We start from the raw sequence: 25,002 nt of genomic DNA, 5'->3' as shown, positions 1-25,002 counted from the left end.
ACCATGCTGAGATTCGAGAATGTCTCCACCTTCTACGGCAAGATCCAGGCGCTGCACGGGGTCAGCCTCGAGGTGCAGAAGGGCGAGATCGTCACCCTGATCGGCGCCAACGGCGCCGGCAAGTCCACCCTGCTGATGACCCTGTGCGGCTCGCCGCGCGCGGCCAGCGGCAGCATCCGCTATCTGGGCGAGGAGCTGGTCGGCCAGGACTCCTGCGACATCATGCGCAAGAGCATCGCCATCGTCCCCGAGGGGCGACGGGTGTTCGCCCGCCTGACGGTGGAGGAGAACCTGGCCATGGGCGGCTTCTTCACCGCCAGGGGCGACTACCAGGAGCAGATGGACAAGGTGCTCGCGCTGTTCCCACGCCTTAAGGAGCGCTACGCCCAGCGCGCCGGCACCATGTCCGGCGGCGAGCAGCAGATGCTCGCCATCGGCCGCGCGCTGATGAGCAAGCCGCGCCTGCTGCTGCTCGACGAGCCGTCGCTGGGGCTGGCGCCGATCATCATCCAGCAGATCTTCGAGATCATCGAGCAGTTGCGCGAGGACGGCGTCACCGTGTTCCTGGTCGAGCAGAACGCCAACCAGGCGCTCAGGCTGGCCGACCGTGGCTACGTGCTGGAGAACGGCCGCATCGTCCTGCAGGACAGCGGCGCGGCGCTGCTGGCCAATCCGGAGGTGCGCAAGGCCTACCTGGGCGGCTGACGATCCAGAGGGTGCGCACGGCGCACCCTACGCCCGGGCCGCACTCGGGCCCAGCAGGATGCGCCATGCGCACCACAAGCGGCAGTCGGCGAATCGCGGACATGAAAAAGGGCGACCGAAGTCGCCCTTTTTCTCGATCAAGCAGAACTTAGTTCTGGTTGCTCATCTGAGCCTTGATCAGGTCGCCGATGGTGGTCGGACCGGCGCTCACGTCTTGCTTGCGCAGTTCCTTCATGGCTTCCTTCTCGTCATCGACGTCCTTGGACTTCACGGACAGGCTGATGACGCGGCTCTTGCGGTCGATGCTGATGATCTTGGCTTCGACTTCGTCGCCTTCCTTCAGCACGTTGCGGGCGTCTTCGACGCGGTCACGGCTGATTTCGGAAGCCTTCAGCACGCCTTCCACTTCGGTGGCCAGGGTGATGACGGCGCCCTTGGCGTCGACTTCCTTGACGGTGCCACGAACGATGGCGCCTTTCTCGTTCAGGGCGGCGTAGTTGGAGAACGGATCGTCTTCCAGCTGCTTGATGCCCAGGGAGATACGCTCGCGCTCCGGATCGACCGACAGGATCACGGTGTCCAGCTCGTCGCCCTTCTTGAAGCGACGCACGGCTTCTTCACCCGGCTCGTTCCAGGAGATGTCGGACAGGTGAACCAGACCGTCGATGCCGCCTTCCAGACCGATGAAGATACCGAAATCGGTGATCGACTTGATGGTGCCGGAGATGCGGTCGCCCTTGTTGAAGTGGCCGGAGAACTCTTCCCACGGGTTCGGCTTGCACTGCTTGATGCCGAGGGAGATACGACGACGCTCTTCGTCGATGTCCAGGACCATGACTTCCACTTCGTCGCCGACGTTGACGACCTTCGACGGGTGGATGTTCTTGTTGGTCCAGTCCATTTCGGACACGTGCACCAGACCTTCGACGCCTTCTTCCAGCTCGGCGAAGCAGCCGTAGTCGGTCAGGTTGGTGACGCGGGCCTGCACGCGGGTGCCTTCCGGGTAGCGCGCCTTGATGGCGACCCACGGATCTTCGCCCAGCTGCTTCAGACCCAGGGAGACGCGGTTGCGCTCGCGGTCGAACTTGAGGACCTTGACTTCGATCTCGTCGCCGACGTTGACGATCTCGGACGGGTGCTTGATGCGCTTCCAGGCCATGTCGGTGATGTGCAGCAGACCATCGACGCCGCCCAGGTCGACGAACGCACCGTAGTCGGTGAGGTTCTTGACGATACCCTTGACCTGCTGGCCTTCCTGCAGGGATTCCAGCAGGGCTTCGCGCTCGGCGCTGTTCTCGGCTTCCAGCACGCTGCGACGGGAAACGACAACGTTGTTGCGCTTCTGGTCGAGCTTGATGACCTTGAACTCGAGCTCTTTGTTTTCCAGGTGGGTGGTGTCACGCACCGGACGGACGTCGACCAGCGAACCCGGCAGGAACGCGCGGATGCCGTTGATGTCGACGGTGAAGCCGCCCTTGACCTTGCCGTTGATGATGCCCTTGACCACTTCTTCGGCAGCGAACGCAGCTTCCAGAACGATCCAGGACTCGGCGCGCTTGGCCTTCTCGCGGGACAGCTTGGTTTCGCCGAAGCCGTCTTCCACGGCGTCCAGCGCCACGTGGACTTCGTCACCGACCTTGATGGTCAGCTCGCCCTGCTCGTTGTAGAACTGCTCGACCGGGATGACGCCCTCGGACTTGAGGCCAGCATGCACGGTAACCCAGTCACCGTCGATGTCGACCACGATGCCGGTGATGATGGCACCCGGCTGCATGTCGAGGGATTTCAGGCTTTCTTCAAAAAGTTCTGCGAAGCTTTCGCTCATGTTCATACCTGTTGATCAAGGGCACAGGAAATGTGCCCGATCCGCACCCCAGCCGGCACGGGTTCGTTTGTCATAAAGAGGCGAAGGAATTGGACTGGGTTCCGTCCGCCTCGCTGGATCATCCGGCCAGATCGCGCGCGGCGACTTCGGCGAGGATGCGCTCCAGTACCTGCTCGATCGAGAGTTCAGTGGAATCCAGCAGGATGGCGTCAGACGCCGGCTTCAGTGGAGCCACAGCACGCTGCGTGTCGCGTTCGTCACGCGCACGGATCTCTTCCAGCAGACTGGACAGATTAGCACCAGGCACCTTGTCCTTCAACTGCAGGTAGCGCCGACGGGCGCGCTCCTCGGCGCTGGCGGTGAGGAAGATCTTCAGCGGCGCGTCGGGAAACACCACGGTGCCCATGTCACGGCCGTCGGCGATCAGCCCCGGCGCGGCGCGGAAATCGCGCTGGCGCTGCAGCAGCGCAGCGCGCACGCCGGGCAGCGCGGCGACCTGCGAGGCGCCGGCGCCGGCCTGCTCGGTGCGCAGCTCGTCGCCGACCTCCTCGCCTTCCAGCAGGATGCGCTGGCCGTGCAGGCCTTCCGCGGCGGCGACGAACTGCACGTCGAGGTTGGCGGCCAGGGTCTCCAGCGCCGCCTCGTTGTCCAGGGCGATGCCGTGGCGGCCGGCGGCCAGCGCCAGCAGGCGGTACAGCGCACCGGAGTCGAGCAGGTGCCAGCCGAGCTGGCGGGCCAGCCGGCTGCACACCGTGCCCTTGCCCGAGCCGCTCGGCCCGTCGATGGCGACGACCGGGGCCAGGCCGATCATTGCTCGCCTTCCCGGGCCACGCGCACCCCGACCTCGGCGCACAGGGCGAGGAAGTTGGGGAAGGAGGTGGCCACGTTGGCGCAGTCGTGGATGCGGATCGGCGCGCTGGCGCGCAGCGAGGCGATGCTGAACGACATGGCGATGCGGTGGTCGCCGTGCGCCCACACCTCGCCGCCGCCGATCGGGCCGCCGTCGATGACGATGCCGTCCGGGGTCGGCTCGGCCCTGACGCCGCAGGCCTGGAGGCCGTCGGCCATCACCTGGATGCGGTCGGATTCCTTGACGCGCAGCTCCTCGGCGCCGCGCAGCACGGTGCGCCCTTCGGCACAGGCGGCGGCGACGAACAGCACCGGGAACTCGTCGATGGCCAGCGGCACCAGATCCTCGGGAATCTCGATGCCCTTGAGCCTGGCCGAGCGCACGCGGATGTCGGCCACCGGCTCGCCGCCGACTTCGCGCTGGTTCTCCAGGGTGATGTCGCCGCCCATCAGCTTGAGGATGTCGATCACCCCGGTGCGGGTCGGGTTGATGCCGACGTGCTCGAGGACCAGCTCGGAGCCCTCGGCGATGCTCGCCGCGACCAGGAAGAAGGCCGCCGAGGAGATGTCTGCCGGCACCTCGATGTGGGTGGCGCTCAGCTTGTGGCCGCTCTCCACCCTGGCGGTGGCGCCCTCGACGCTCACCGGGTAGCCGAAGCCGCGCAGCATGCGCTCGGTGTGGTCGCGGGTCGGCGCCGGCTCGGTCACCGAGGTCTCGCCGGCGGCGTACAGGCCGGCCAGCAGCAGGCAGGACTTGACCTGGGCGCTGGCCATCGGCATCTCGTAGTGCATGCCGGTCAGCTTCTGGCCGCCCTTGATGCGCAGCGGCGGACGGCCTTCCGGGCCGGTCTCGATCTGCGCGCCCATCTCGCGCAGCGGCTTGGCCACGCGGTTCATCGGCCGCTTGGACAGCGACGGGTCGCCGGTCAGCTCGGTGTCGAACGGCTGGGCGGCGAGCAGGCCGGAGAGCAGGCGCATCGAGGTGCCGGAGTTGCCCATGTACAGCGGGCCGGCCGGCGCCTTGAGGCCGTGCAGGCCGACGCCGTGCACGGTGACGCGGCCGTGGTGCGGGCCCTCGATGACCACGCCCATGTCGCGGAACGCCTGGATGGTGGCCAGGGCGTCCTCGCCCTCGAGGAAGCCTTCCACCTCGGTGGTGCCCTCGGCCAGCGAGCCGAGCATGATCGAGCGGTGGGAGATGGACTTGTCGCCCGGGACGCGAATCCGTCCGCTCAGGCTGCCGCCCGGTTGGGCCAGGAAGATCAGGTCGTTGGAATGCATGGCGTCCACATAGGCCCGTTGGGCCAGGATTTTGCTGAAATGCTCGCGGGCGACGCGGGCGCGGGTGAACACGCCCAGCAGGTGATGCCCGTCCCCATGATCGATCGCCTCGCGCAGCACGTCGAGATCGCTGCGGAAGCGGTCGAGGATGCGCAACACCGCCTCGCGGTTGGCGAGGAAGATGTCGTGCCACATCAAAGGATCGCTGCCGGCGATGCGGGTGAAGTCGCGGAAGCCGCCGGCGGCGTAGCGGAAGATTTCCAGGTTCTCGCTCTGGTGGGCCAGCGAGTCGACCAGGCCGAAGGCCAAGAGGTGCGGCAGATGGCTGGTGGCGGCGAGCACCTCGTCGTGGTGCTCGACGCTCATGTGCTCGACGTCGGCGTCCAGCGCGCGCCACAGGCCATCGACCAGTGCCAGCGCCTGCGGATCGGTCTCGGCCAGCGGGGTGAGGATCACCTTGTGGCGGCGGTACAGCTTGCCGTTGGCCGCCTCCACGCCGCTCTTCTCCGAGCCGGCGATCGGGTGGCCCGGCACGAAGCGCGCCACCCGCGCACCGAAGGCGGCGCGCGCGGCGCGCACCACGTTGCCCTTGGCGCTGCCGACGTCGGTGATCACCGCATCGCCCAGCTCGAAGGTGGCCAGCTGGGCCAGCACCTTCTCCATGGCGATGATCGGCACCGCCAGCATGATCGCGTCGGCGCCGGCGCAGGCGGCGGCCAGCTCGCTCTCGCAGCGGTCGACCACGCCGAGCTGCACCGCGAGGCGGCGCGACTCGGCGTCCAGGTCGACGCCGACCACCTCGCGGCACAGCCCCTGCTGGCGCAGGCCCTTGGCGAAGGAGCCGCCGATCAGGCCGAGGCCGACCACCACCAGGCGACCGACCAGGGGCGTGGGCCGGCGATCAGCCACGGTCGAGCACCTGGGCGAGCGCCTCGAGGAAGCGGGCGTTCTCCGCCTGGGTGCCGATGGACACGCGCAGGAAGGTCGGCATGCCGTAGCCGGCCACCGGACGGACGATCACCCCGCGCTGCAGCAGGCCCTGGTTGATCGGCGCGGCGTCGGTGCCGAAGTCGACGGCGAGGAAGTTGCCCTTGCTGGGAATCCACTTGAGGCCCAGCGCGGCCAGACCGGCCTCCAGCTGGGCCATGCCGGCGGCGTTGACCCGGCGGCCTTCGGCCAGGTACTCGGCGTCGTCCAGCGCGGCGCAGGCGGCGACCAGGGCCAGGCTGTTGACGTTGAACGGCTGGCGCACGCGGTTGAGCACGTCGGCCACCTGCGGGCTGGATGCGGCGTAGCCGACGCGCAGGCCGGCCAGGCCGTAGGCCTTGCACAGGGTGCGGGTGACGATCAGGTTCGGGTAGCGCGCCAGGTACTCGAGGCCGTTGGGCAGCTCGGAGCCCTCGGCGAACTCGATGTAGGCCTCGTCGAGCACCACCAGCACGTTGGCCGGCACGCGCGCCAGGAACGACTCCAGCGCGTCCGGGCCGAACCAGGTGCCGGTCGGGTTGTTCGGGTTGGCGACGAACACCACGCGGGTGTTGGCGTCGATGGCCGCCAGCATGGCCTCCAGGTCGTGGCCATGCTCCTTCGCCGGCACGGCGCGGCCCTCGGCGCCGGTGGCCTGGGTGGAGATCGGGTAGACGGCGAAGGCGTACTGGCTGAACACCGCGTTCAGCCCCGGCGCCAGCCAGGCGCGGGCGATCAGGTCGAGCACGTCGTTGGAGCCGTTGCCCAGGGTGATCTGCTCAGGAGCCAGGCCGAAGCGCTCGCTCAGCTTGGCCTTCAGCGCGTAGCCGCTGCCGTCGGGATAGCGGGTGATGTCGCCCAGCTCGGCGCGGATCGCTTCCAGCGCCTTCGGCGAGGGGCCCAGCGGGTTCTCGTTGCTGGCCAGCTTGACGATGCCGGCCGGGTCGAGGTTCAGCTCGCGGGCCAGTTCGTCGACCGGCTTGCCCGGGACGTAGGGGGACAGTTTCTGCACACCCGGCACGGCCAGGGCGAGGAAGTCACAGCTCATCGGTTTGCCTCCGGCAAGGATCGCCGGCCACGGGGCACAGGGCGACCCGGGCCGGCGCAGACGCGTTTTACAGTACCGCCTTGGGATAGGAGCCGAGCACCTTCACGGCCACGGTGTCCTGGCTGATCTTTTCGAGCACGCCCCTGACCAGCGGGTCGTGCTGGTGGCCGACGAAGTCGATGAAGAACACGTAGGTCCACTTGCCGCTGCGCGAGGGGCGGGTCTCGATGCGGGTCAGGTCGATGCCGTTCTGCTGGAACGGCGCCAGCAGGTCGTGCAGCGCCCCCGGCTTGTTGTTGGTGGAGACGATGATCGAGGTCTTGTCGTCGCCGGTCGGCGGCACTTCCTGGTTGCCGATGATCAAAAAGCGCGTGGAGTTGTCCGGGCGGTCCTCGATCTTCTCGTACAGCTTGCTCAGGCCGTACAGCTGGGCGGCCATGTCGCCGGCGATCGCCGCGCTGTTCCACTCGCTCTTCACCCTTTTCGCGGCGTCGGCGTTGCTCGACACCGCGACGCGCTCGACGTTCGGGTAGTGGGCGTCCAGCCACTTGCGGCACTGGGCCAGCGACTGGGCGTGGGAGTAGATGCGCGAGATCTTGTCGGTCTTGGTGTTCTCGCCGACCAGCAGGTGGTGGTGGATGCGCAGCTCCACTTCGCCGCAGATCACCAGGTCGTGCTCGAGGAAGCTGTCGAGGGTGTGGTTGACCGCGCCCTCGGTGGAGTTCTCCACCGGCACCACGCCGAAGTTGACCGCACCGGCGGCCACCTCGCGGAACACCTCGTCGATCGCCGCCATCGGCTGGCTGATCACCGCATGACCGAAGTGCTTGAGCGCGGCGGCCTGGGTGAAGGTGCCTTCCGGGCCGAGGTAGGCGACCTTGAGCGGCTGCTCGAGGGCCAGGCAGGACGACATGATCTCGCGGAACAGCCGCGCCACTTCCTCGTTGTGCAGCGGGCCCTTGTTCAGCTCCATGATGTGCTTGAGCACCCAGGCCTCGCGCTCGGGGCGGTAGAACACCGGCCTCTCGCCGGCCGGCAGGGATGCCATCTTCACCCGCGCCACTTCCTCGGCGCAGCGCGCGCGCTCGCTGATCAGCTCGAGGATCTTCTCGTCGAGGCTGTCGATGCGCACGCGCAGGGCCTGCAGCTGTTCCTTCTCGCTCATCAGCCGTGCTCCTTCTCGAACTCGGCCATGTAGGCGACCAGCGCCTGCACCGCGTCGAGGCCGACGGCGTTGTAGATCGAGGCGCGCATGCCGCCCACCGAGCGGTGGCCCTTGAGGTTGAGCAGGCCGCGCGCCTCGGCGCCGGCGAGGAAGGCCTTGTCGAGCTTCTCGTCGGCCAGGCGGAACGGCACGTTCATCCACGAACGGGCGTTCTTGGCGATCGGGTTGGTGTAGAAGTCGCTGGCGTCGATGGCGCCGTACAGCAGCTCCTGCTTGGCGCGGTTGCGGCGCTCCATCTCCTCGACGCCGCCCTGCTCCTTGACCCACTCGAAGATCAGGCCGGACAGGTACCAGGAGAAGGTCGCCGGGGTGTTGTACATCGAGCCGTTGTCGGCGGCGACCTTGTAGTCGAGCATGGTCGGGCAGATCGAGCGGGCGCGACCGAGCAGGTCCTCGCGGATGATCACCACCACCAGGCCGCTGGGGCCGATGTTCTTCTGCGCGCCGGCGTAGATCATGCCGAACTGCGACACGTCGATCGGCCGGGACAGGATGTCCGAGGACATGTCCACCACCAGCGGCACGTCGCCCAGATCCGGCACCCAGTCGAACTGCAGGCCGCCGATGGTCTCGTTGCTGCAGTAGTGCAGGTAGGCGGCGTTCTGGCTCAGCTGCCAGTCGTTCTGCCCGGGGATGGCGAAGTAGTCGTAGGCCTTGGCGCTGGCGGCGACGTTGATGGCGCCGAAGCGGCGCGCTTCCTCGATGGCCTTCTTCGACCAGATGCCGGTCTCGACGTAGTCGGCGACGCCGTCCTCGGGCAGCAGGTTGAGCGGGATCTGGGCGAACTGCTGGCTGGCGCCACCCTGCAGGAACAGCACCTTGTAGTTCGACGGAATGGCCAGCAGGTCGCGCAGGTCCTGCTCGGCCTTCTCGGCGATGGCGACGTACTCGTCGCTGCGGTGGCTCATCTCCATCACCGACAGGCCCTTGCCGTGCCAGTCGAGGAGTTCGGCCTGGGCGCGCTCGAGCACCGCAGTGGGAAGCGCGGCCGGGCCGGCGCAGAAGTTATAGGCTCGCTTGCTCACGTCTTTCTCTCTCATTCACCGATGACCGCCGCCCGGGGCGACGGTGCGCTGTCAATCTTGTAAGGCCGTTCCGCCGGCGAAGCGGGCTCGCGCCCGCCCCGCCACTGCTCACTCCTCGCTGCCGGCGAGTTCGCCAACCTCGTCGCCGACCAGCTCCTCGCCATTGTCCGACGGCTCCTGCACCCGCTCCAGGCCGACCAGGGTCTCGCCCTCGACCAGCTTGATCAGGGTCACGCCCTGGGTGTTGCGGCCGAGCAGGGATACCTCGTCGACGCGGGTGCGCACCAGGGTTCCCTGGTCGGAGATCAGCATGATCTCCTCGCCTTCCTGCACCTGGATGGCGCCGATCAGCGGGCCGTTGCGCTCGTTGGTGACCATGGCGATCACCCCCTGGCCGCCGCGGCCGCGGCGCGGGAACTTGGACAGCGGGGTGCGCTTGCCGTAGCCGCGCTCGGAGGCGGTGAGGATCTGCGCGCCGGACTCGGGGATCAGCATGGAGATCAGCTGCTGGCCGCTGCCCAGCTTCATGCCGCGCACGCCGCGGGCGTTGCGGCCCATGGTGCGCACCACGCTCTCGGCGAAGCGGATCACCTTGCCGGCGCTGGAGAAGAGCATGACCTCGCGGGCGCCGTCGGTGATCGCCGCGGCGATCAGGGTGTCGCCCTCGACCAGGTCCAGGGCGATCAGGCCGGCCTTGCGCGGGCGGCTGAACTGCACCAGCGGCACCTTCTTCACGGTGCCGAAGGCAGTGGCCATGAAGATGTAGGCGCCGGTCGGCTCGGCGACCAGCTCGGCGGTCTCGCCCTCGGCCTCCTCGGCGGCCTCGGCGGCCTCGACCAGCTCGCCCTCGATCACCGCAGTCTCGTTGTCCAGGTCGTCCTCGCCGCCCGACTGCTGCAGGGCCTCCAGGTCGACCTGGAGCATGGCGGTGATGCGCTCGCCCTCGTCCAGCGGCAGCAGGTTGACCAGCGGGCGGCCGCGCGCGGTGCGCGACGCCTCGGGAATCTCGAAGGTGCGCAGCCAGTAGACCTTGCCCTTGCTGGAGAACAGCAGCAGGGTGGCGTGGCTGTTGGCGACCAAGAGGTGCTCGACGTAGTCCTCGTCCTTCACCCCGGTGGCCGACTTGCCCTTGCCGCCGCGGCGCTGCGCCTGGTAGGCGTCCAGCGGCTGGCTCTTGGCGTAGCCGCCGTGGGAAATGGTCACCACGCGCTCTTCCTCGGGGATCAGGTCGGCGATGGTCAGGTCTTCCTGGCTGGCGCGGATCTCGGTGCGGCGGGCGTCGCCGAACTCGGCCTTGACCTTCTCCAGCTCCTCGCGGATCACTTCCATCAGCCGCTCGGGGCTGGTGAGGATGCGGATCAGTTCGCCGATCTGCAGGAGGATTTCCTGGTACTCGGCCAGCAGCTTCTCATGCTCGAGCCCGGTCAGGCGGTGCAGACGCAGCTCGAGGATGGCCTGGGCCTGCTCGGGCGACAGATGGTACCTGCCGTCGCGCAGGCCGTACTGCGGATCGAGGTCGTCGGGGCGGCAGGCATCGGCACCGGCGCGCTCGACCATCGCCTCCACCGCGCTGGACTCCCAGGCGGTGGCGATCAGGCGCTCCTTGGCCTCGGCCGGGGTCGGCGAGGTCTTGATCAGCTCGATCACCGGGTCGATGTTGGACAGCGCCACCGCCTGGCCTTCGAGGATGTGGCCGCGCTCGCGGGCCTTGCGCAGCTCGAACACGGTGCGGCGGGTCACCACTTCGCGGCGGTGACGGACGAACACCTCGAGCATGTCCTTGAGGTTCAGCGTGCGCGGCTGGCCGTCGACCAGCGCCACCACGTTGATGCCGAACACGCTCTGCATCTGGGTCTGGGCGTAGAGGTTGTTGAGCACCACCTCGCCCACCTCGCCGCGGCGCAGCTCGATGACCACGCGCATGCCGTCCTTGTCGGACTCGTCGCGCAGCTCGCTGATGCCCTCGATCTTCTTTTCCTTGACCAGCTCGGCGATCTTCTCGATCAGCCGCGCCTTGTTCAGCTGGTAGGGCAGTTCGGTGATGATGATCTGCTGGCGGCCGCCGCCCTTTTCCATCTCCTCGATCTCGGCGCGGGCGCGGATGTAGACGCGTCCGCGGCCGGTGCGGTAGGCCTCGATGATGCCGGCGCGGCCGTTGATGATCCCCGCGGTGGGGAAGTCCGGGCCGGGGATGTACTGCATCAGCTCGTCGACGGTCAGCTCGGGGTTGTCGATCAGCGCCAGGCAGCCGTCGATCACCTCGCCGAGGTTGTGCGGCGGGATGTTGGTGGCCATGCCCACGGCGATGCCGCTCGATCCGTTGACCAGCAGGTTGGGGATCTTGGTCGGCATGACCGCCGGGATCTGCTCGGTGCCGTCGTAGTTGGGCACCCAGTCGATGGTTTCCTTGTCGAGGTCGGCGAGCAGCTCGTGGGCCAGCTTGGCCATGCGCACTTCGGTGTAACGCATGGCCGCGGCGTTGTCGCCGTCCACCGAGCCGAAGTTGCCCTGGCCGTCGACCAGCATGTAGCGCAGCGAGAACGGCTGGGCCATGCGCACGATGGTGTCGTACACCGCGGTGTCGCCGTGCGGGTGGTACTTACCGATGACGTCGCCGACCACACGGGCGGATTTCTTGTACGGCTTGTTCCAGTCGTTGCCCAGCTCGCTCATGGCGAACAGCACGCGCCGGTGCACCGGCTTCAGGCCGTCGCGCGCATCCGGCAGGGCACGTCCGACGATCACGCTCATCGCGTAGTCGAGGTACGACTGTTTCAGCTCGTCTTCGATATTGACCGGGAGGATTTCTTTGGCCAGTTCGCCCATGAGAAGCCGGATTCCTTTGTTCTAAGCAGGGGCCGGCGGGCCAGCCTCCTGCGCAATCTGGACAGCCCTTGCAGGCCGCTTGAAATAACGCGTGAGCTTACCACAGGCGGTGCGGCTGGCGGCACTGCAGAGGCCACCGGCGTGGCGAGCAGCCTTGGCATCCGCGGTGACGCAAACACCCCCTCGAGGACGGGTCTGCCACCCGCCTGCCCGCCAAACCGCCCAGGAATCGCCCCACTCAGTGCAGTCGCTTGCGGCACATCAGCTGGGCCATCTTGGCCGCGTCCGGCCGCTCGACCACGCCCTTCTCGGTGACGATGGCATCGATCAGATCAGCGGGGGTGACGTCGAACACCGGGTTGACCGCCTCCACCGCGGCGGCCACGCGCTTGCCGCCGACCTCGAGCAGCTCGCGGCCGTCGCGCTCCTCGATCGGGATGTCGTCGCCGCTTTCCAGGCTCATGTCGATGGTCGAGCTGGGCGCCACCACCATGAAGCGCACGCCGTGGTGCATGGCGTTGACCGCCAGCTGGTAGGTGCCGATCTTGTTGGCCACGTCGCCGTTGGCGGTGATGCGGTCGGCGCCGACGATCACCCAGCTGATGCCTTCGGTCTTCATCAGGTGCGCGGCGGCGGCGTCGGCGTTGAGGCTCACCGGCACGTGCTCGTTGGCCAGCTCCCAGGCGGTCAGGCGCGCGCCCTGCAGCCACGGGCGGGTCTCGTCGGCGAACACCCGCTCGACCAGCCCGGCCAGGTGGGCGGCGCGGATCACCCCCAGCGCGGTGCCGAAGCCGCCGGTGGCCAGCGCGCCGGTGTTGCAGTGGGTCAAGAGCTTCTGCGGCCGCGCGTCGTGGCGGCGGATCAGCTCGACGCCGAGCTGGGCCATGGTCAGGTTGGCCTCGCGGTCGCTGTCGTGGATGCCGATGGCCTCGGCCTCCAGCGCGGCGAGCACGTCCTCGCAGTCGGCCAGGCGGTTGAGGCGCTCGCGCATGCGATCCAGCGCCCAGAACAGGTTGACCGCGGTGGGGCGCGACTCGGCCAGCACGCGGAAGTCCTCCTCCAGCGCCGCCTGCCAGTCGCCGCCGGCGGCCAGCCGCGCGCGGGCACCGAGCACCACCCCGTAGGCGGCGGCGATGCCGATCGCCGGGGCGCCGCGCACCACCATCAGACGGATCGCCTCAGCCACCCCTGCGGCACTGTCGTAGGCGCGCCAGGTTTCCTCGAACGGCAGCACGCGCTGGTCGAGCAGATGCAGGACGCCGTCCCGCCAGTCGATTGCCGTGACCTTTTCCGCTGCCAGCAGTTGCTCGCGCATGGGGATTCCTCAACCAGTCATGAAAAGCCGCGCAGTATACCCGCCCGGCCGCGCGCCCGCTTCAAGACCGCCGGCACAGCCGCTACACTCGCAGGCCGTTCAACAGACGCACCGGAAGCCCTGCCCATGCCCAGCCCCACCGCCCCCCTGGACCTGCTCCTGCTCCCCGAATGGATAGTCCCGGTGGAGCCGGCCGGCGTGGTGCTGCGCGAGCATGCGCTGGGCATCCGCGACGGGCGCATCGCCCTGCTCGCCCCGCGCCAGCAGGCCCTGGCCGTGCCGGCCCGCGAGCGCCGCGAGCTGCCCGGCATGCTGCTCGCCCCCGGCCTGGTCAACGCCCACGGCCACGCGGCGATGAGCCTGTTCCGCGGCCTGGCCGACGACCTGCCGCTGATGACCTGGCTGCAGGAGCACATCTGGCCGGCCGAGGCGAAATGGGTCAGCGAGGAGTTCGTCCGCGACGGCAGCGAGCTGGCCATCGCCGAGCAACTGCAGGGCGGCGTCACCGCCTTCTCCGACATGTACTTCTTCCCCGAGGTGGCCAGCGAGGTGGTGCACCGCGCCGGCGTGCGCGCGCAGATCACCATCCCGGTGCTCAACTTCCCGGTGCCCGGCGCCCACGACACCGACGAGGCGCTGCGCCGCGGCCTCGAGCTGTTCGCCGACCTGCGCCACCACCCGCGCATCAAGGTGGCCTTCGGCCCGCACGCGCCCTACACGGTCAGCGACGACCGCCTGGAGCGGGTGCGGGTGCTCGCCGAGCAGCTCGACGCCGGCATCCACATGCACGTCCACGAGACCGCCTTCGAGGTGCAGCAGGCCCTCGAGCTGTCCGGCGAGCGGCCCATGGCCCGCCTGGCGCGCCTCGGCCTGCTCGGCCCGCGCTTCCAGGCCGTGCACATGACCCAGATCGACGACGCCGACCTCGCCCTGCTGGTGCAACACAATGCCAGCGTGATCCACTGCCCGGAGTCCAACCTCAAGCTGGCCAGCGGCTTCTGCCCGGTCGAGCGCCTGTGGCAGGCCGGCGTCAACGTCGCCGTCGGCACCGACGGCGCGGCCAGCAACAACGACCTCGACCTGCTCGGCGAGACGCGCACCGCGGCGCTGCTGGCCAAGGCGGTGGCCGGTTCGGCCACCGCGCTGGATGCCCACCGCGCCCTGCGCATGGCCACCCTCAACGGCGCCCGGGCGCTGGGCATCGACGACGAGTGCGGCTCGCTGGAGGCCGGCAAGAGCGCCGACCTGGTGGCCTTCGACCTCTCCCGCCTGGCCCAGCAGCCGGTCTACGATCCGGTGTCGCAGCTGGTCTACGCCAGCGGCCGCGACTGCGTGCGCCACGTCTGGGTCGGCGGCAAGGCGCTGCTCGAGGACGGCCGCCTGACCCGCCTCGACGAGGACGAGCTGCACGCCAAGGCGCGCGCCTGGGGCCGGCGCATCGCCGGGGAGTGAGCGCAGCGCGGCTCCTCTTGTGGTGCGCACGGCGCACCCTAAGCAAGGCCGCCCGCCCCCAATCCGCCCAAAAACTGGCAAGATAGACGGCTGAGCATCCAGCCTTGCCAACGGAACCACGTCATGAGCAACGTCGACCACGCCGAAATCGCCAAGTTCGAGGCCCTCGCCCATCGCTGGTGGGACCGCGAGAGCGAGTTCAAGCCGCTGCACGAGATCAACCCGCTGCGGGTCAACTGGATCGACGAGCGGGTCGGCCTGGCCGGCAAGCGCGTGCTCGACGTCGGCTGCGGCGGCGGCATCCTCAGCGAGTCGATGGCCCTGCGCGGCGCGACCGTCACCGCCATCGACATGGGCGAGGCGCCGCTGGCCGTGGCGCGCCTGCACCAGCTCGAATCCGGCGTGCAGGTCGACTACCGGCAGAGCACCGCCGAGGCGCTGGCCGCCGAGCTGCCCGGCCAGTTCGACGTGGTCACCTGCCTGGAGATGCTCGAGCACGTGCCCGACCCGGCCTCGGTGATCCAGGCCTGCCAGCGCCTGGTCAAGCCCGGCGGCCAAGTGTTCTTTTCCACCATCAACCGCAACCCCAAGGCCTACCTGCTGGCCATCGTCGGCGCCGAGTACCTGCTCAAGCTGCTGCCGCGCGGCACCCACGACTTCCGCAAGTTCATCCGCCCCTCGGAGCTGGGCGCCTGGTGCCGCGAGACGGGCCTGGCGGTCAAGGACATCGTCGGCCTGACCTACAACCCGCTGTCCAAGACCTACAAGCTGGGCAGCGACGTGGACGTCAACTACATGATCCAGACCCTGCGCGAGGAGTGAGCCGATGCGGTTGCGAGCGGTCCTCTTCGACATGGACGGCACGCTGGTCGACAGCGCGCCGGACTTCATCGCCGTGTGCCAGGCCATGCGCGCCGTGCGCGGCCTGCCCGCCCTGGAGCCGCAGCGCATCCGCGACCAGGTGTCCGGCGGCGCGCGGGCCATGGTCTGCGCCACCTTCGCGCTGGACCCGGAGCACCCCGAGTTCGACGCCCTGCGCCGCGAGTTCCTCGAGCGCTACCAGGAGCACTGCGCGGTGCTGACCCGCCCGTTCGACGGCATCCCCGAGCTGCTCGCCGACCTCGAGCGCGCGCGCCTGCGCTGGGGCGTGGCGACCAACAAGCCGCTGCACTACGCCGAGCCGATCATGCGCCAGCTGCAGCTGGCCGAGCGCGCCGCGGTGCTGGTCTGCCCCGAGCACGTCAAGCGCAGCAAGCCCGACCCGGAGATGCTCCTGCTGGCCTGCCAGCAGCTCGGCCTGGATCCGCGCGAAGTGCTCTACGTCGGCGACGACGCCCGCGACATCGAGGCCGGCCGCGCCGCCGGCACCCGCACGGTGGCGGTGCGCTACGGCTACATCCACCCCGACGACAACCCCGGCCACTGGGGCGCCGACCTGGTGGTCGACCATCCGCGCGAGCTGCGCGCGGCGCTCGACCGGGCGCTGTGCGGCTGCTGAACCGCCCGGCACGCGTTCGACTTCCGGCGCATAGCCGCTGCGTAGCGGCTGCGCCACACTCGAATGCAAACCCAGGGTCGGCTGGCGCAGCGTAACCCACCATTGCCGCGCCAGGCGGCACCTGCCGGTGCCGATGGCGGGTTACGCCGCAAGCGGCCAACCCACCCTGTGCCCGGCCCAGCGCGATTTCGATTCAACGAGGCTCTACCCATGTTCCAATATTCCGCCCGTCCCGACCTGCTCAAGGATCGGGTGATCCTGGTCACCGGCGCCGGCCGCGGCATCGGCGCCGCCGCCGCGCGCAGCTTCGCCGCCCACGGCGCCACCGTGATCCTGCTGGGCAAGACCATCGAACACCTCGAGGAGGTCTACGACCAGATCGAGCAGGCCGGCGGCCCGCAGCCGGCGATCTTCCCGTTCAACCTGGAAACCGCCCAGCCGCACCAGTACGACGAGCTGGCGGCGACCATCGAGCGCGAGTTCGGCCGCCTCGACGGCCTGCTGCACAACGCCGCGATCCTCGGCCCGCGCACGCCGATCGAGCAGTTCAGCGGCGACAACTTCATGCGCGTCATGCAGGTCAACGTCAACGCCACCTTCATGCTCACCAGCGTGCTGCTGCCGCTGCTCAGGCTGTCCAGCGACGCCTCGGTGGTGTTCACCTCCAGCAGCGTCGGGCGCAAGGGTCGCGCCTACTGGGGGGCCTATGCGGTGTCCAAGTTCGCCGTCGAGGGCATGATGCAGGTGCTCGCCGACGAGGTCGACGGCACCAGCGCGGTACGCGCCAACAGCGTCAACCCTGGCGCCACCCGCACCGGCATGCGCGCCCAGGCCTACCCGGGCGAGAACCCGCAGCAGAACCCGGCGCCCGAGGAGATCCTGCCGGTCTACCTGTACCTGATGGGACCGGACAGCGCCGGGGTCAACGGCCAGGCCTTCGACGCCCAGTAGCGCCTCCAGCTGCGGCCGCTGCGGCCGCAGCCTTCCCGGCGAGGCGCAGTCCGCCGCAAGCCGCGCGCCAGACGCCTCCCGCCTACCGCGACCTTGGTCGCAAGTGACTGACGGCGCAGCGCTTTGCTGCCACACTCTGGCCATCCTGCACTTTTCCGGAGCCGCCAGTTCCCATGTCGCTGTCCAGCGGGCTGATCGCCGCGGTCGCCCTCCTCTACATGGCCATCCTGTTCGCCATCGCCTTCTACGGCGACCGCCGGCAGACCAACGGGGTGACCCGCCCACGCCTGCGCGCCTGGGTCTACAGTCTGTCGCTGGCGGTTTACTGCACCAGCTGGACCTTCTTCGGCGCGGTCGGCCAGGCCACCGGCCAGCTGTGGTCGTTCGTGCCGATCTACCTCGGCCCGCTGCTGCTGCTGCTGTTCATGCCGCAGATGCTGGCCAAGATGATCCTGATCAGCAAGCAGGAGAACATCACCTCGATCGCCGACTTCATCGCCGCGCGCTACGGCAAGTCGCGCTCGCTGGCGATCATCGTCGCCCTGATCTGCCTGGTCGGCGTGCTGCCCTACATCGCCCTGCAGCTCAAGGGCATCGTCCTCGGCGTCAACCTGCTCACCGGCGCAGCGCCCAACGCCAACGGCATCGGCGCCCAGGACACCGCGCTGATCGTCTCGTTGGTGCTGGCGCTGTTCACCATCCTGTTCGGCACGCGCAACCTCGACGCCACCGAGCACCACCGCGGCATGGTGATGGCGGTGGCCTTCGAGTCGCTGGTCAAGCTGCTGGCCTTCCTCGCCGTCGGCGTGTTCGTCACCTGGGGGCTGTTCGGCGGCGTCGGCGACCTGCTGGAGCGGGCGCAGGCGGCCCCCGAGCTGGAGGAGTACTGGCGCCGCCCGGTGGACTGGACCGCCATGGTAGTGCAGACCGGGGTGGCGATGATGGCGATCATCTGCCTGCCGCGGCAGTTCCACGTCACCGTGGTGGAGAATATCGAGCCGCGCGACCTCAACCTGGCGCGCTGGGTATTTCCCCTGTACCTGGTGCTGGCGGCGCTGTTCGTGGTGCCGATCGCCCTCGCCGGGCAGCTGCTGCTGCCGGCCGGGTTCGAGCCCGACTCCTTCGTCATCAGCCTGCCGCTGGCCGAGCAGCATCCGAGCCTCGCGCTGCTGGCCTTCATCGGCGGCGCCTCGGCGGCCACCGGCATGGTGATCGTGGCCAGCGTGGCGCTGTCGACCATGATCTCCAACGACATGCTGCTGCCCTGGCTGCTGCGCCGGCACAGCGCCGAGCGGCCGTTCGAGGAGTTCCGCCACTGGCTGCTGTCGGTGCGGCGCATCGCCATCATCGTCCTGCTGCTGCTGGCCTACGTGATCTACCGGATGATGGGGCCGAAGATCAGCCTGGCCAGCATCGGCCAGATCGCCTTCGCCGCCGTCACCCAGCTCGGCCCGGCGATGTTCGGCGCGCTGTACTGGAAACAGGCCAACAGCCGCGGCGTGTTCGCCGGCCTGGCGGTCGGCGCGCTGCTGTGGTGCTACACCCTGCTGCTACCGCTGGTGGCCAGCGGCATGGGCTGGTCGCTGGATATGCTGCCCGGCCAGCGCTGGCTGGCCGGCAACCCGCTGGGCCTGCCGATGGACCCGGTGACCCAGGGCACCCTGCTGTCGCTGCTCAGCAACTTCCTGGTGTTCGTGCTGGTCTCGCTGTTCTCGCGCACCCGCGTCTCCGAACACTGGCAGGCCAGCCGTTTCGTCGGCCAGGAGGCCTCGGTGCGGCCGATCCCGCGCCTGCTGCTGGCGGTGCAGGTCCAGGACCTGTTGATGCTGGCGGCACGCTTCGTCGGCGAGGAGCGCGCGCGGCAGAGCTTCATCCGCTTCGCCTACCGCCAGGGCAAGGGCTTCAGTCCCAACCAGACCGCCAGCGGCGAATGGATCGCCCACACCGAGCGCCTGCTCGCCGGTGTGCTCGGCGCCTCCTCGGCGCGCGCGGTGGTCAAGGCGGCCATCGAAGGCCGCGAGATGCAGGTCGAGGACGTGGTGCGCATCGTCGACGAGGCCTCCGAGGTCCTGCAGTTCAACCGCGCCCTGCTGCAGGGCGCGATCGAGAACATCTCCCAGGGCATCAGCGTGGTCGACCAGTCGCTGCGTCTGGTGGCCTGGAACCGCCGCTACCTGGAACTGTTCGAGTACCCCGAGGGGCTGATCAGCATCGGCCGGCCGATCGCCGACATCATCCGCTACAACGCCGAGCGCGGCCTGTGCGGCAAGGGCGACCCGGACATCCACGTCGCCAAGCGCCTGTACTGGATGCGCCAGGGTACCGCACACACCTCCGAGCGCACCTTCCCCAACGGCCGGGTGATCGAACTGGTCGGCAACCCGATGCCCGGCGGCGGCTTCGTCATGTCGTTCACCGACATCACCGCCCACCGCCAGGCCGAGGACGCGCTCAAGGAGGCCAACGAGAGCCTCGAGCAGCGCGTCGCCGAGCGCACCCAGGAGCTGTCCGCGCTCAACGAGCAGCTGTCCGAGGCCAAGGCCCGCGCCGAGGTCGCCAACCAGTCGAAGACCCGTTTCCTCGCCGCGGTCAGCCACGACCTGATGCAGCCGCTCAACGCCGCGCGGCTGTTCTCCGCCGCGCTGTCCCACCAGGAAGCGCTGCCCGGCGAGGTGCGCGAACTGGTGCAGCACCTCGACTCCTCGCTGCGCTCGGCCGAGGACCTGATCGCCGACCTGCTGGACATCTCGCGCCTGGAGAGCGGCCGCTTCACTCCCGAGCGCAGCGCCTTCGCCCTCGACACCCTGTACGACGCCCTCGGCGTAGAGTTCCGCGCCCTGGCCCAGGAACAGGGTATCGACCTGCGCATCCGCGCCAGCAAGCAGCGCATCGACAGCGATCCGAAGCTGCTACGCCGGGTACTGCAGAACTTCCTGACCAACGCCTTCCGCTACGCCAAGGGCAAGGTGCTGCTCGGCGTGCGCCGCGACGGCCGCCACCTGCGCCTGGAGGTGTGGGACCACGGCCCCGGCATCCCGGCCGACAAGCTCAAGGTGATCTTCGAGGAGTTCAAGCGCCTCGACAGCCACCAGACCCGCGCCGAGAAGGGCCTGGGCCTGGGCCTGGCGATCGCCGACGGCTTCTGCCAGGTGCTCGAGCACCGCATCGAGGTGCGCTCCTGGGTCGGCAAGGGCAGCGTGTTCAGCGTGCGCGTGCCGCTGGCCCGCGGCCGCGCCGTGCCGCAGGCGCGGCCGGCGGCACCGGCCAGCGCGCCGCAGCCGATGAACGGCGCCCAGGTGTGGTGCATCGACAACGAGGACAGCATCCTCACCGGCATGCGCAGCCTGCTGACCCGCTGGGGCTGCCAGGTGCAGACCGCGCGCTCGCGCGCCGAGTGCGAGCATCTGCTCGGCCAGGACGGCCCGCCGGAGCTGGTGCTGGTCGACTACCACCTCGACGACGGCGAGACCGGCCAGGCGCTGATGGGCTGGCTGCGCGCGCACCTGGGCCAGCCGGTGCCCGGCGTGGTGATCAGCGCCGACGGCCGCCCCGAGCTGATCGCCGAGGTGCACGCCGCCGGCCTCGACTACCTGAGCAAGCCGGTCAAGCCGGCCGCCCTGCGCGCCCTGCTCAGCCGCCATCTCAAGCTGCACTGAGCCGCCCGCCGTGCCGCCCGCGGGTGCGGCGCGGCGGGATTTGCCGCGGGACGGCTTGCTAGACTGACCAGCCCCACCCGCCAAAGGATTGCCCATGACGCCCGAGTTCGACGTCCTGCTCGACCTGGCCAGCGCGCTGGCCATCGGCCTGCTGATCGGCACCGAGCGCGGCTGGAGCGCCCGCGCCAGCGACGACGACCGGCTGGCCGCCGGGGTGCGCACCTACGGCCTGGTCGGCCTGCTCGGCGGCCTCGCCGCCCTGCTCGCCGGCCATCTCGGCGTGCTGGTCTGGGTCGGCGTGCTGCTGGCCCTGGCCCTGCTCAGCACCACCGCCTACGTGATCGGCCTGCGCCACGACCCCGACCAGGGCCAGACCAGCGAGATCGCCCTGCTGCTGACCTTCCTGCTCGGCAGCCTGGCGCTGGCCGACGACCGCCTGCTGGCCGCCGGCTGCGCGGTGGTGGTGGCCCTGCTGCTGCGCCTCAAGGAACCGATGCATGCGGCGCTCCGGCGGCTGTCCGCCGAGGAGCTGTCCGGCGCGCTGAAGCTGCTGTTCATCTCGCTGGTGCTGCTGCCGGTGCTGCCCGACCGCGGCTACGGCCCCTGGCAGGTGTTCAACCCCTACGTCACCTGGTGGATGGTGGTGCTGATCGCCGGCCTGGGCTTTGCCGCCTACGTGGCCGTCCGCCTGATCGGCACCCGCCATGGCCTGCTGCTGACCGCCCTGCTCGGCAGCGTGGTGTCCTCCACCGCCATGACCCTCACCCTCGCCCGCCTGCATGGCCAGCGCGAGCTGCACGCCCTGCTGGCCTGCGGCCTGCTGGGCACCTCGGCGCTGGTGTTCCCCCGCGTGCTGCTCGAGGTGGCGGTGATCAACCCGCCGCTGGTGCAGGGGCTGCTGTGGCCGCTGGCCGCCGCGGCGCTGGTCTACGCCCTCGGCGCCCTGTACTGGTGGCAGCGGGCCAAGGCGACGGAACTCGGCGCCCAGGCCGAGCCGCCGCTGAAGAACCCCTTCGAGTTCGGCCCGGCCGTGCGCTTCGCCCTGCTGCTGGCGCTGATCCTGCTGCTGGTGGAAATCGCCCGCCGCGAACTGGGCGACGTCGGCGTGTACCTGGTCGCCGTGCTGTCCGGGCTCACCGACGCCGACGCCATCACCCTGTCGCTGTCGCGCAGCGCCCTGGGCGAGCTGGACCCGCAGGTGGCGGTGCGCGGCATCGCCCTGGCCGTGGTCAGCAACAGCCTGATCAAGGGCGTGCTGATCGCCATGTTCGGCGGCAGGCGCCTGGCGCTATTCACCCTGCCGGTGATGGCAGGCGGTCTGGGACTAGGGCTGGCGCTGGTATTCGCCGGCGCGACTCTGAGCTGAGCGGCGCACCCGACACCTTTGCCACACGGCCTTTCCGTCTTTGCCGCACGGCTGATTGCGCCGTCACAGCGCCCCCTGCGCGGGAAAACTTGGCAGACTGGCGATACAACCGCCCGGCCCCACCCCACTGGGCTGCGGCGGCTCCACATCAAGCAGCTACTGGCCGCCGCGTAACATCCAGCAGATGGCATCGGGTGCCTACATCCGCCCCGCACACTAGGCGTCAGACACCGCAAGCACAGGCCCCGGCCAGGCCCGCAGGAGAATCCGCATGATCGACCACCCCCCAGCGGCTTCCATCACCCCGCAGGAACTGATCCAGCGCATCGTCCAGATGGCACGCCTGCTGCACGTCAGCCTGCAAGAACTGGGACTGAACAAGGCCATCGAGCAGGCCGCGCAGGCCATCCCCGATGCTCGCGAGCGCCTGGACTACGTCGCTGCGATGACCGAACAGGCCGCCGAGCGTGTGCTCAATGCCCTGGAACGGGCCCAGCCGCGCCAGACCATGCTGATCGAGGGCGCCCGCGATCTGGAGGCACGCTGGCAGTCCTGGCTCGCCGCGCCGCAGCAGAGCGACGAAGCGCGCCGCCTAGTGGAGGAAACCCGCCGCTACATCGGAGCGGTGCCTGACCATACCCGGGCGACGCAGAGCGAGCTGCAGGAAATACTCATGACCCAAGACTTCCAGGATCTCACCGGCCAGACCCTCAAGAAGATGATCGAGGTGACCCGCGAGATCGAACAACAACTGCTCAAGGTGCTGATCGACAGCGCTCCGGCCACCGCCGAACAGCGTACGCTACAGCGTCTGGCCGGCAGCGAACGGGCCGACCGCAAAGGCCCGCAGATCAAACCGACCGACGGCGAAGCAGTGACCGACCAGGCCCAGGTCGACGCTCTGCTCGCCCAGCTCGGCCTCTGAACAGCGGCAGGCGCTCACACATATATCCCCTAAATAGGAACGCAGGATCGACGAGCACCTGCTCGCCATCGACCGCAGCCCCCGCGCAGCACGACCTCGACAAGGTGGTACGCCTGCTCCTGCGCGCCCCACCGACGAAGCTGGCAAGCTGATCGCCCACCAGGATGCTTGGACCAGAAGGGCACCGACGCGGCAAATCCTGCTCAAGTCATGACAACGCCAACCCTCTGTAGCATTATGTGCGCCAGACACAAAAACGTGATATGCATCACGTTTTTTTGACGCCACCAAGTGGTAGCACGCAGGGAGGCAGGCACAGAACCAATGACAACGAGCAACCGCCTTTTCGGCAACAACAACCTGCAAGACCGTCACATTCTGATTGTGGAAGACGCCGACGTTGACCGCATGCTGCTGGAAGCCTATCTGCGCCAGAAAGGCGCCCTCGTCCACCTGGCCACCAATGGCCTGGAAGGCATCCGCAAGGCCCTTCTGATCCGCCCGGACATGATCTTGATGGACGTACACATGCCGGTCTGCGACGGCCTGAGCGCCTGCCGGCAACTGCAGGCCGACGCCCGCACCAGCAACATTCCGGTGATTTTCCTGTCCGGCGCGGTGATGCCCGACGAACGCCTGGAAGGCCTGCTGGCCGGCGCCGTGGACTACGTCACCAAGCCGTACAACTTCGAAGAAGTACGTATCCGCCTGAGCATGCACCTGCGCGCGCAGAGCCGCGGCGCAGACGCCGGCGAGCCGGCGCCGAGCGTTTCCAACCTCGACAGCATCTTGTTCCAGTCGGCCCGCCAGCACCTGCTGCGTAACCTGGCCGAGACACCCAACCTCGAATGTCTGGCGCGCATCCTGCGCACCAACCCCAAACGCCTCAACGAGGCATTCAAGCAGTGCGTCGGGGCCACCGTGTTCAGCTACCTGCGCGAGGAGCGCATGCGCCAGGCCCGCACACTGCTCAGCGATACGGTGCTGGAAGTGCAGGCCATCGCTCTGGAGCTGGGCTTTACCAGTGGCGCCAACTTCGCCACCGCTTTCAAGGAACGCTTCGGCGTCACCCCGCGGGAGTTCCGCCAGAGGCAGGGCGAGGAGCACACAGTCGGCGGCGAGTAACAGGAATCCCATCCCAGACTTTACCTTTACCTTTACCTTTACCGCAAACGAGTGACTGCCTGTCGCTCACGAGCACTCAAGACCAAGCAAAGATAGACACCATTAATCCCGCCTTGAAAAGCTAAATACACCCTGAACGACATTGCCGATAAGCATCGACAGACGTGAGTCACCGTAAATCCTTACGAGTAGTGGCTGCTTTCGGTCGAAGGCAAGCGTAACTTCTGCAGGCACCCCTCGGTTCGCCAATTTCTGCAAGGCTGGCGAGGCGAGCACCGAACTGATCCAGGACAGGCGACAAGGGCGCGGCCTCGCGGTGGTCATCGGCGAAGTATGCAAGCTGGCCCGTCATAGTGCCGACGTGGCATGCGAGATCAAGCGCTGGTCGGTGGATCGGGGCGGCGCGACGCTGGCCAGCCGCGTCGGCAAAACCGGTCGGCGCAGCTCGCCAGCAACCGGCACAGGCCCCACGAGGCAAGGGGAGGCCTTCTGAACTGGATGCCCCACCCAGGCCTCCCGAATAGACTGCAGAGACCTGGGTTGCCGGAGGACACGCATCCGGACCGCGCCTTTGCTTCTCGGCTCTTTCGATTTTGCTGGCCGGCACACTCGCCGGCACGCAATTGACGATAAATCATCCCAACCGTAACCTTTAAACAAGCTAGAAACAATAATGCCACACAAAATAAGCGGCCATTAGAGCCTTCACCAAATAATAATTATCATCTAATCCGCCGTAAAGGCGCCAGAAATACAACGTCAAAACCTCGCATCGCGAGGCAAGCGTTGGCTTTTTATTTTCACGGTATTGGCGTACTTGCGAAAGGCAAGACTAAAAACCTTATAACAATCAAGGGTAATGAAAGCCTGCGCATAGTCTGATGCACCGTCATCTTCGCCAGCCTCTAGGCGTTCGCCAGCATGTTTCTGCCTGATGCGCAGAGGCATGCATACATCCATTGGT

18 protein-coding genes are annotated in these 25,002 nt (G+C 68.3%); 9 read left to right on the top strand and 9 right to left on the bottom strand.

The features are described 5' to 3' along the window. Positions 1-3 precede the first annotated feature (3 nt). Positions 4-705, top strand: a complete 702-nt coding sequence (locus RA210_RS21515) for an ABC transporter ATP-binding protein (protein WP_136490578.1) — start codon at positions 4-6, stop codon at positions 703-705. 148 nt (positions 706-853) lie between these two features. On the opposite strand, the gene rpsA is transcribed toward RA210_RS21515, so the two are convergent. The 8 genes from rpsA to mtnA form a co-directional block, all read right to left on the bottom strand. Further along, positions 854-2,530, bottom strand: coding sequence for a 30S ribosomal protein S1 (gene rpsA, locus RA210_RS21510; RefSeq protein ID WP_136490579.1), 1,677 nt, complete (start codon positions 2,528-2,530; stop codon positions 854-856). 118 nt (positions 2,531-2,648) lie between these two features. Beyond that, the gene (gene cmk / locus RA210_RS21505) at positions 2,649-3,341 is read right to left on the bottom strand and encodes a (d)CMP kinase (RefSeq protein ID WP_201487951.1); all 693 of its coding nucleotides are present in this window, start codon (positions 3,339-3,341) and stop codon (positions 2,649-2,651) included. Continuing rightward, positions 3,338-5,569, bottom strand: coding sequence for a bifunctional prephenate dehydrogenase/3-phosphoshikimate 1-carboxyvinyltransferase (locus tag RA210_RS21500; protein WP_201487950.1), 2,232 nt, complete (start codon positions 5,567-5,569; stop codon positions 3,338-3,340). The genes cmk and RA210_RS21500 overlap by 4 nt, the downstream gene beginning before the upstream one ends. After that, on the bottom strand, positions 5,562-6,674 hold the full coding sequence (gene hisC / locus RA210_RS21495; protein WP_201487949.1) for a histidinol-phosphate transaminase: 1,113 nt from the start codon (positions 6,672-6,674) through the stop codon (positions 5,562-5,564). The genes RA210_RS21500 and hisC overlap by 8 nt, the downstream gene beginning before the upstream one ends. A gap of 67 nt (positions 6,675-6,741) precedes the next feature. Then, on the bottom strand, positions 6,742-7,839 hold the full coding sequence (pheA, locus tag RA210_RS21490; protein WP_201487948.1) for a prephenate dehydratase: 1,098 nt from the start codon (positions 7,837-7,839) through the stop codon (positions 6,742-6,744). After that, positions 7,839-8,924, bottom strand: a complete 1,086-nt coding sequence (serC, locus tag RA210_RS21485; protein WP_201487947.1) for a 3-phosphoserine/phosphohydroxythreonine transaminase — start codon at positions 8,922-8,924, stop codon at positions 7,839-7,841. The genes pheA and serC overlap by 1 nt, the downstream gene beginning before the upstream one ends. 108 nt (positions 8,925-9,032) lie before the next feature. Then, on the bottom strand, positions 9,033-11,750 hold the full coding sequence (gene gyrA, locus RA210_RS21480; protein ID WP_201487946.1) for a DNA gyrase subunit A: 2,718 nt from the start codon (positions 11,748-11,750) through the stop codon (positions 9,033-9,035). Between the two features lie 238 nt (positions 11,751-11,988). Beyond that, on the bottom strand, positions 11,989-13,065 hold the full coding sequence (mtnA, locus tag RA210_RS21475) for an S-methyl-5-thioribose-1-phosphate isomerase (RefSeq protein WP_201487945.1): 1,077 nt from the start codon (positions 13,063-13,065) through the stop codon (positions 11,989-11,991). A gap of 126 nt (positions 13,066-13,191) precedes the next feature. Between mtnA and RA210_RS21470 the strand changes: the two genes are divergently transcribed. The 8 genes from RA210_RS21470 to RA210_RS21435 all read left to right on the top strand — a co-directional run bounded on the left by RA210_RS21470 (position 13,192) and on the right by RA210_RS21435 (position 24,038). Further along, entirely contained in the window at positions 13,192-14,517 is a 1,326-nt protein-coding gene (locus tag RA210_RS21470; RefSeq protein WP_201487944.1) for a TRZ/ATZ family hydrolase, read from the top strand. A 123-nt stretch (positions 14,518-14,640) separates the two neighbouring features. Beyond that, positions 14,641-15,339 (top strand): bifunctional 2-polyprenyl-6-hydroxyphenol methylase/3-demethylubiquinol 3-O-methyltransferase UbiG, encoded by a 699-nt coding sequence (gene ubiG / locus RA210_RS21465; RefSeq protein ID WP_201487943.1) that lies wholly within the window; start codon positions 14,641-14,643, stop codon positions 15,337-15,339. 4 nt (positions 15,340-15,343) lie between these two features. After that, positions 15,344-16,015 carry an N-acetylmuramic acid 6-phosphate phosphatase MupP gene (gene mupP, locus RA210_RS21460; protein ID WP_136490589.1) on the top strand — a complete coding sequence of 224 codons (672 nt, stop codon included), beginning with the start codon at positions 15,344-15,346 and terminating at the stop codon, positions 16,013-16,015. A gap of 210 nt (positions 16,016-16,225) precedes the next feature. After that, positions 16,226-16,966: a YciK family oxidoreductase gene (locus tag RA210_RS21455; RefSeq protein ID WP_136490590.1), complete on the top strand. Its 741-nt coding sequence runs from the start codon at positions 16,226-16,228 to the stop codon at positions 16,964-16,966. Positions 16,967-17,139: 173 nt separating this feature from the next. Next, positions 17,140-20,622, top strand: coding sequence for a hybrid sensor histidine kinase/response regulator (locus RA210_RS21450; RefSeq protein ID WP_201487942.1), 3,483 nt, complete (start codon positions 17,140-17,142; stop codon positions 20,620-20,622). Positions 20,623-20,716: 94 nt separating this feature from the next. After that, a complete protein-coding gene (locus tag RA210_RS21445; protein ID WP_201487941.1) occupies positions 20,717-21,988 on the top strand; it encodes an MgtC/SapB family protein in 1,272 nt (423 codons plus the stop codon). A gap of 271 nt (positions 21,989-22,259) precedes the next feature. After that, positions 22,260-22,913 (top strand): protein phosphatase CheZ, encoded by a 654-nt coding sequence (locus RA210_RS21440; protein WP_136489796.1) that lies wholly within the window; start codon positions 22,260-22,262, stop codon positions 22,911-22,913. A 324-nt stretch (positions 22,914-23,237) separates the two neighbouring features. After that, positions 23,238-24,038 carry a response regulator transcription factor gene (locus RA210_RS21435; protein ID WP_136489795.1) on the top strand — a complete coding sequence of 267 codons (801 nt, stop codon included), beginning with the start codon at positions 23,238-23,240 and terminating at the stop codon, positions 24,036-24,038. Between the two features lie 759 nt (positions 24,039-24,797). Here RA210_RS21435 and RA210_RS21430 read toward each other — a convergent pair. Then, entirely contained in the window at positions 24,798-24,986 is a 189-nt protein-coding gene (locus RA210_RS21430) for a hypothetical protein (protein WP_136489794.1), read from the bottom strand. Positions 24,987-25,002: the final 16 nt, after the last annotated feature.

Source organism: Pseudomonas sp. OF001, from assembly GCF_904426495.1.
Lineage (GTDB): Bacteria > Pseudomonadota > Gammaproteobacteria > Pseudomonadales > Pseudomonadaceae > Geopseudomonas.
Note: the sequence above shows the minus strand (reverse complement) of the source record. Positions and strands in the feature narration are given on the sequence as shown.